The organism is Staphylococcus sp. HMSC36A10 (assembly GCF_001838845.1).
Taxonomy (GTDB): Bacteria; Bacillota; Bacilli; order Staphylococcales; family Staphylococcaceae; genus Staphylococcus; species Staphylococcus aureus.
In genome coordinates this window covers 107,487-114,587 of sequence record NZ_KV839122.1, presented here as the reverse complement: position 1 = coordinate 114,587, position 7,101 = coordinate 107,487, and the positions used below count along the sequence as shown (strand labels likewise).

11 protein-coding genes are annotated in these 7,101 nt (G+C 28.3%); 10 read left to right on the top strand and 1 reads right to left on the bottom strand.

The window, feature by feature from the left end:
* The first annotated feature begins 254 nt into the window (after window positions 1-254).
* The 6 genes from HMPREF3247_RS14970 to HMPREF3247_RS09655 all read left to right on the top strand — a co-directional run bounded on the left by HMPREF3247_RS14970 (window position 255) and on the right by HMPREF3247_RS09655 (window position 1,742).
* Entirely contained in the window at window positions 255-428 is a 174-nt protein-coding gene (locus tag HMPREF3247_RS14970) for a polymorphic toxin type 50 domain-containing protein (RefSeq protein WP_001788723.1), read from the top strand.
* Between the two features lie 10 nt (window positions 429-438).
* Complete coding sequence (locus tag HMPREF3247_RS09670) at window positions 439-633, top strand: hypothetical protein (RefSeq protein ID WP_001217295.1); 195 nt, start codon at window positions 439-441, stop codon at window positions 631-633.
* 149 nt (window positions 634-782) lie between these two features.
* Window positions 783-896, top strand: a complete 114-nt coding sequence (locus tag HMPREF3247_RS15105; protein ID WP_306307095.1) for a hypothetical protein — start codon at window positions 783-785, stop codon at window positions 894-896.
* Window positions 893-1,087: an LSm family protein gene (locus tag HMPREF3247_RS09665; protein ID WP_000780596.1), complete on the top strand. Its 195-nt coding sequence runs from the start codon at window positions 893-895 to the stop codon at window positions 1,085-1,087. The genes HMPREF3247_RS15105 and HMPREF3247_RS09665 overlap by 4 nt, the downstream gene beginning before the upstream one ends.
* A 102-nt stretch (window positions 1,088-1,189) precedes the next feature.
* Complete coding sequence (locus tag HMPREF3247_RS09660) at window positions 1,190-1,543, top strand: polymorphic toxin type 50 domain-containing protein (protein WP_000572947.1); 354 nt, start codon at window positions 1,190-1,192, stop codon at window positions 1,541-1,543.
* A 1-nt stretch (window position 1,544) separates the two neighbouring features.
* Window positions 1,545-1,742, top strand: coding sequence for a hypothetical protein (locus HMPREF3247_RS09655; protein WP_000905625.1), 198 nt, complete (start codon window positions 1,545-1,547; stop codon window positions 1,740-1,742).
* 544 nt (window positions 1,743-2,286) lie between these two features.
* Here HMPREF3247_RS09655 and HMPREF3247_RS09650 read toward each other — a convergent pair.
* Window positions 2,287-3,312 (bottom strand): threonine aldolase family protein, encoded by a 1,026-nt coding sequence (locus tag HMPREF3247_RS09650; protein ID WP_000622704.1) that lies wholly within the window; start codon window positions 3,310-3,312, stop codon window positions 2,287-2,289.
* 269 nt (window positions 3,313-3,581) lie between these two features.
* Between HMPREF3247_RS09650 and HMPREF3247_RS09645 the strand changes: the two genes are divergently transcribed.
* The 4 genes from HMPREF3247_RS09645 to HMPREF3247_RS09630 all read left to right on the top strand — a co-directional run bounded on the left by HMPREF3247_RS09645 (window position 3,582) and on the right by HMPREF3247_RS09630 (window position 7,100).
* Entirely contained in the window at window positions 3,582-3,779 is a 198-nt protein-coding gene (locus HMPREF3247_RS09645) for a hypothetical protein (protein WP_000435070.1), read from the top strand.
* 56 nt (window positions 3,780-3,835) lie between these two features.
* A complete protein-coding gene (cls, locus tag HMPREF3247_RS09640) occupies window positions 3,836-5,317 on the top strand; it encodes a cardiolipin synthase (protein ID WP_001160615.1) in 1,482 nt (493 codons plus the stop codon).
* A gap of 174 nt (window positions 5,318-5,491) precedes the next feature.
* Window positions 5,492-6,400 carry an ABC transporter ATP-binding protein gene (locus HMPREF3247_RS09635; RefSeq protein ID WP_000593436.1) on the top strand — a complete coding sequence of 303 codons (909 nt, stop codon included), beginning with the start codon at window positions 5,492-5,494 and terminating at the stop codon, window positions 6,398-6,400.
* Window positions 6,369-7,100 carry an ABC transporter permease gene (locus HMPREF3247_RS09630; RefSeq protein ID WP_000603968.1) on the top strand — a complete coding sequence of 244 codons (732 nt, stop codon included), beginning with the start codon at window positions 6,369-6,371 and terminating at the stop codon, window positions 7,098-7,100. The genes HMPREF3247_RS09635 and HMPREF3247_RS09630 overlap by 32 nt, the downstream gene beginning before the upstream one ends.
* The last annotated feature ends 1 nt before the right edge of the window (window position 7,101 follow it).

Sequence of the window (7,101 nt, the reverse complement as noted above, 5' to 3'; positions counted from 1 at the left end):
TTTAAAGAGCGTGAAGGTAAATATCAAGTAGAAGTAAAAGAAGCATAATTACAGGAAAAAGCTAAAAACCAGATGAAAGAAATGATTAAAAATGGTAAAATAAAAATAGAAATAAATTGCGGAAAATAAAATAGATATATATTAGGTCATCACCTATATAATGAAAATAAAAAAAGAGCCATTTTAAATAAAAAGAAATTGCCTAGCTATACAATACTTTCTATAGATTTATTGAGTGAATTGTTAAGAGAAAAATGTCAACAGGCAATCTAATATTAAGTGATGAGCGATTTGATTTGAAAGAGATTATTAATTTTAATCAAATTATTGGAAAAATACATATCGAAAATGTGTATATTGAAACCATAAAGGGAAAAGTGCATTATTCGAAGACAGGTGCTCATATAGTACCTTATATTGATAAGTAGGTGAAAAGTATTGAGAATTGAAGATGCATATCGTAAAGATGTTATTATTACGCTTTTGAATAATGAAGAATACGAAGGGTTTGTAACTGACTATGAAAATGAATTCGAGAGCGAAACAGGAAATCTTGTTGTAGATATACAGACTGATTTTGCTGTTTATTCGTTTGATGAAACTGAGATAAAAAGTATTAGATTATTAAAATAATTACAAAATAGCATCCTTTCTACACAGATAAAGAGAAGCTGGTTTTTTTTATACACTTTTTTAACTATTTACTATAATAGCAGAATCACAAAAGTTAACATATTTAAAAGAATTTGGTGGAGAATAGCGAATATAAATAAGTTGGAAAAATTATAGGGAAAGACTATATTGATGGAATGTTAATAATTACTCAATGGGACACAGTGCATTATTCAAAATCTGGGAGCCGCATAATCCCAAATGGAAAGGATGTTAAAGATTGAAATTATGGACTTACATTGGTAAAAAAGTATTGATCGAGTTAACTAATGGGCAAAAATTTATTGGAGAAGTTACAAATTATGACGATGAAATAGATAACGAAAGTGGAGAAGATTCTATACATTTAGATGACGGAATAGATTTATATGATTTTGATGAAAGCCAAATCAAATATATTGAAGTTTTAAAATAAGTATACTTTTGTAATAAACGATTGAGGTGCTATTTTACACCCAATTTTAACTATTTATTAAAATGTTATTCACTCAACGGAAAAATATTTAAAGTTAAAGAAATGATTGAAAGTGGTAAAATAAAAATAGAAATAAATCCTGAAAAACAGAATAGATATTTTTTAGGTCATAAATTATATTTAAAAAATAAAATTTATGCATTGCAGAATGATGAGAGGTTTCCTAGCTATACAATACTCTCTATAGAAGAATTAAATGATTTATTAAAGAAATGTTCAATGACTGGCAAAATATTAGTGGATAAATTTGGATTTAATCGTAAGGAAATAATTAATTTCGAAAAAACTATAGGAAAAGCTTATGCATGTGGAAAATATATTAATGCTGCATATGGTAAAATACATTATTCCAAAACTGGTTCTCATATAGTACCATTTGTAAGTAAGGAGAAGTAAAATGTTAATCAAAGATGTATATCGTAAAAATGTTATAGTTACACTAAAAAATGATGAAAAATTAAAAGGTTTTGTTATAGATTTTGAAAATCCGTTAGAAAGTGATTCTGGTAACTATTGCATGGATTTAGAAACAGATTTAGGTTTTTATTCTATTGATGAATCAGATATTAAAGACATACAAATAATTACAGAATAGCATCCTTTCTACACAGATAAAGAGAAAGCGGTGCTATTTTTGGGCTTTTATAACAACTAAGGATACAATACAGACACCTTCAACAATATCCTCATCTAAACCTATCGATTTCCTAAGCTAAATTTTAAACACAAAGTTTATTTGAAATGATGCACACCTATAAAAATCTTAATCATCGAAAAGTCACAAACATCTCCATATTAAAAACTTAAATAGTGCATTTCATTTAAACTAAACATAGATATTCTTACAAATATATACTTAGTAATTCGATTGTTAATACATCACTTTCATAAAATAACTATAACCATCATAATACTTCTCAAATCTCGTCAAATTAAAGTAAATACAGCACAAATTAACATTTTTAAATATATAAAATAAAACAAGATACTCAATAATCTGTAGTACCTTGTTTTGGAATAATGTAATTTTATATCATCAACGGCTACAAATGAGCAGTTTCATATATAAATAAACACAACTACTCAACTGATCTTGATTAATTAATAAATGATTTGCCAGATGACATATAACAGCATTATTAGATTAATTCTAATAGTTTATTTAAATTTTCTTCGGTTGTCGCCCAGCTGGTTGCGAATCTAACAACACGATGTTGATCATCGTATTTTTCCCAAATAGCAAATTTAACTTTTTGTTCTAACTCTGCTATTTTTTCGTTACTTAAAATAAAAAATTGTTGATTGGTTGGAGAATCAAAGTAAAGACGATAGCCTTTATTTATAAACCCGTCTTTCATCTTATTTGCCATTTCGATAGCATGTCTGCTTATATTAAAATATAAATTGTCCGTAAATAATTCTAAAAATTGTATGCCTGTTAACCGTCCTTTTGCTAGAAGGGCACCGTGATGCTTGATTCGAGTGGTAAATTGTTTCGGTTCATTATTTTTCGTAAAAACAATGGCTTCCCCGCATAATGCACCTATCTTCGTACCACCTATATAAAATACATCACAATATTTAGCGATGTCTTTAATAGTCATATCTGATTGGTCACTCATCAATCCATACCCTAATCGTGCACCATCCATAAATAATGGAAGCTGATATTGCTTACATACTTTACATAACTCTTTCAATTCTGATTTAGAGTATAATGTGCCATATTCTGTAGGATGAGAAATATATACCATTCCTGGGAATACCATATGGTCCTTTTTAAAATCACTTTTAAATGTCTCCATGTAAGTTTCAACATCTGAAGCACTAACTTTTCCTTCCTTAGAGGGTATAGTAATTACTTTATGTCCACTATATTCAATTGCACCGCCCTCATGCACAGCAACATGACCAGTGTCTGCTGAAATAACCCCTTCGTAACTTTCTAACATTGAATTAATAACAACCTGATTGGTTTGCGTTCCACCTACTAAAAAACGGATAGTAGCATTTGGACAATCAATTGTATCTTTAATCTTTTCAATTGCCTGAGCTGTGAATTGATCAAAGCCATATCCCGAAGCTTGTACAAGATTTGTATCTACTAATCGTTTTAATACTTTTTCATGAGCACCTTCTAAATAATCATTTTCAAATGAGATCACTACATTTCCCCCTAAAACTAATATCAGCATTTTAATATGATAAACTAATTTCAAAACTAGTTCGATATTTAAAATGTATTGTGAATTGTTAAAGTTTGTATCGCATTATCGCGAAGTTGAATAAATATATTATACATCAAACAATACATTAAGAAAATTAATTAATTTTTAATCATAGCGACTTTTCATGCTGGAACACATGTATTAATGATTGAATTTTACTGTTAAAAGTTCTATGATTTAGGAAATAGAGAAAAGAGGGGATTTAAATGGAACAAATTAAACTTAAAACTTTTACAGCTGAGACTTTAGAATTATTAGAATCAAATATTAACGAATTTTTAGGTTCTGAAGAAGCTGCAAATTTGAAATTAGTAAATATTACAATAAAAGAAATTGAAGAAAGAACATTTCCAAATAATGAAGAAGAGTTTAATGCAATATTAACTCTATCTGTAAATAAATAATCTGGAACGAAAGGTACAAAAGTTTTTTGTGCCTTTCTTTATAGGAGAAATAAACTATGCAATTTTCATTTTCAAATGATTTAGGAACACTTTTTACCATTATTTTAGCAATTGCCTTTATCATTAATTTGGTACTTGCGTTTATTATTATTTTTTTAGAAAGAAATAGACGTACAGCCAGTTCGACATGGGCGTGGTTATTTGTACTTTTTGTCTTACCATTGATTGGTTTTATTCTTTACTTGTTTTTTGGTAGAACCGTTTCGGCACGCAAATTGAATAAAAACAATGGTAACGTGTTAACGGATTTCGATGGACTTTTAAAACAACAAATAGAAAGCTTTGATAAAGGTAATTATGGTACTGATAACAAACAAGTTCAAAAACATCATGATTTAGTACGTATGCTTTTGATGGATCAAGATGGTTTTTTAACTGAAAATAATAAAGTTGATCATTTCATTGATGGAAATGATTTATATGATCAAGTTTTAAAAGATATTAAAAATGCAAAAGAATATATCCATTTAGAGTACTATACTTTCGCTTTAGATGGTTTAGGTAAAAGAATTTTACATGCTTTAGAAGAAAAATTGAAACAAGGTCTAGAAGTAAAAATATTATATGATGATGTTGGATCTAAAAATGTTAAGATGGCAAATTTTGATCATTTTAAATCGTTAGGTGGAGAAGTTGAAGCATTTTTTGCTTCAAAATTACCGTTATTGAATTTCAGAATGAATAATAGAAATCATAGAAAAATCATCGTAATCGATGGTCAACTAGGTTATGTCGGAGGATTTAACATTGGTGATGAATATCTAGGATTAGGAAAATTAGGATATTGGAGAGATACGCATTTACGTATACAAGGGGATGCGGTTGATGCACTGCAGTTGCGATTTATTTTAGACTGGAATTCGCAAGCGCACCGTCCACAATTTGAATATGATGTTAAGTATTTCCCTAAAAAGAACGGACCATTGGGCAATTCACCAATTCAAATAGCTGCAAGTGGCCCGGCTAGTGACTGGCATCAAATTGAATACGGTTATACAAAAATGATTATGAGTGCAAAGAAATCTGTATATTTACAATCACCATATTTCATTCCGGATAATTCATATATAAATGCCATTAAAATTGCTGCTAAATCAGGTGTAGATGTACATTTAATGATTCCATGTAAGCCAGATCATCCATTAGTATATTGGGCGACATATTCAAATGCTTCAGATTTACTATCTAGTGGCGTAAAAATTTACACGTATGAAAATGGATTTATACATTCTAAAATGTGCTTAATTGATGATGAAATCGTATCAGTGGGCACAGCAAATATGGACTTTAGAAGTTTTGAATTAAATTTTGAAGTAAATGCCTTTGTATATGATGAAAATCTTGCTAAAGATTTAAGGGTGGCTTATGAACATGATATTACAAAGTCAAAACAACTAACCAAAGAATCATATGCCAATAGACCGCTGTCTGTTAAATTCAAAGAATCGTTAGCAAAATTAGTTTCGCCAATTTTATAATTTATTTGTAAGGAGTCTCGATTATAGAGGCTCTTTTTATTTTGCCCAAAATTAAAATAACGATAAATATATTATGTAAACCTAATAATGACATTTGTCATTTCAAATCTATGACAAAGTGTTCTATTTTAAATCTAATAAATTTACTAATATTAAATTAAGAAAAAAATAGAGGTGATTAAATTGATTCAAATATCTAATATCAACAAGTCATTTAATAAAAGATGTGTTCTAAAAAATATTTCGTTCGATATTGAACAAGGTAAATGTATCGCTTTAATTGGAAAAAATGGTGCTGGAAAGTCAACGTTAATTGATATATTAATTGGTAATGTTAATGCTAATTCTGGTGAGATATTTGATAAAGACAAGTTATTACAAAGTGAAAATCGCAGTATAATGTTCCAAAAAACGATGTTTCCAGATCAATTAAAAGTTATTGAGATTATCAACTTATATCAATCATTTTACGAAAATCCATTACCATTGGAAGAAATAATAGAACTGACGAAATTTGATTCTAGTCAACTGAACCAATTTGTAAATAAACTTTCTGGTGGTCAACAACGATTACTCGATTTTGTATTATCTTTAATCGGACAACCACAATTGATCTTATTAGATGAACCAACATCGACTATGGATATAGAAATTAGAGAATATTTTTGGTCAATTATTGAAAATTTAAAAGAAGATAATCGAACGATACTCTATACATCGCACTATATTGAAGAAGTCGAACGTATGTCAGACAAAATTATTCTCATTGAAAATGGAGAAATAATACTTAATGATTCAACGTCACATATTAGAACCAATCAGCAATCTCAGATTACGTTATCCGATGAATATATAAGAAAGTTAAAACTAGATAAAGATGATTTAGTTATTCAAAAAAATCATAATGGCACTATCAAAATTATTACTTCAAATGTAAATGATACGATTTTATATCTTCAACAACTTCATATTAATTTGGATGATATTGAAATACAAAAAGTCTCAATTGTTGATTCATACTTCAACAATAAAAAGCAAAGGGGATCTAATTATGATACTAAGTTACTTGAAAATCGAATTTAAAGTTATAATGCGTAAAAAAACAACATTAATATTATCTATTTTATTTCCTGTTATATTCTATATATTATTTACTTCGATATTGGAATTGCCGGAAGATGTTAAACCTAAATTTTATAAAGAGTATATGTATAGTATGACGGTTTATAGTTTGTTAAGTTTTAGTTTACTAACTTTTCCATTAGATATTATTAATGAAAAACAAAATGAATGGCGCCAAAGATTAATGGTAACACCATTTACTTTTACTAGTTATTATATTTCAAAAGTAGTGAAAACTATGCTGCAATTTGCAATAGCGATATTAGTTATTTTTATGGTTGGACATTTTTATAAAGGTGTTGCAATGAGTGCAGTTCAATGGTTAGAGTCAGGAATATTTTTATGGTTAGGTGCGTCTCTATTAATAACTTTTGGCATATTATTTTCTTTGTTAAATGATATTCAAAAAACAAGTGCTTTAGCTAATATCGTAACAATTGGTTTAGCAGTATTAGGTGGATTGTGGTTTCCGATAAACACATTTCCAAATTGGCTTCAACATGTTGCTCATGTTTTACCGAGCTATCATTTGCGTAAACTAGGTGTAGATATTGCTTCAAATCATCATATCAATTTAATATCATTTGCTATAATACTCTTGTATGCTTTAGGGAGTATAATAGCAGTATATTGTATTAGTCATTTTAAAAGGGCGGAATAAA

Excerpts from the sequence above, each read along its gene's own strand:
- HMPREF3247_RS14970 (WP_001788723.1), top strand. The coding sequence starts at position 255 with ATGTCAACAGGCAATCTAATATTAAGTGATGAGCGATTTGATTTGAAA.
- HMPREF3247_RS09660 (WP_000572947.1), top strand. The coding sequence starts at position 1,190 with ATGATTGAAAGTGGTAAAATAAAAATAGAAATAAATCCTGAAAAACAG.
- HMPREF3247_RS09655 (WP_000905625.1), top strand. The coding sequence starts at position 1,545 with ATGTTAATCAAAGATGTATATCGTAAAAATGTTATAGTTACACTAAAA.
- HMPREF3247_RS09645 (WP_000435070.1), top strand. The coding sequence starts at position 3,582 with ATGGAACAAATTAAACTTAAAACTTTTACAGCTGAGACTTTAGAATTA.
- cls (WP_001160615.1), top strand. The coding sequence starts at position 3,836 with ATGCAATTTTCATTTTCAAATGATTTAGGAACACTTTTTACCATTATT.
- HMPREF3247_RS09630 (WP_000603968.1), top strand. The coding sequence starts at position 6,369 with ATGATACTAAGTTACTTGAAAATCGAATTTAAAGTTATAATGCGTAAA.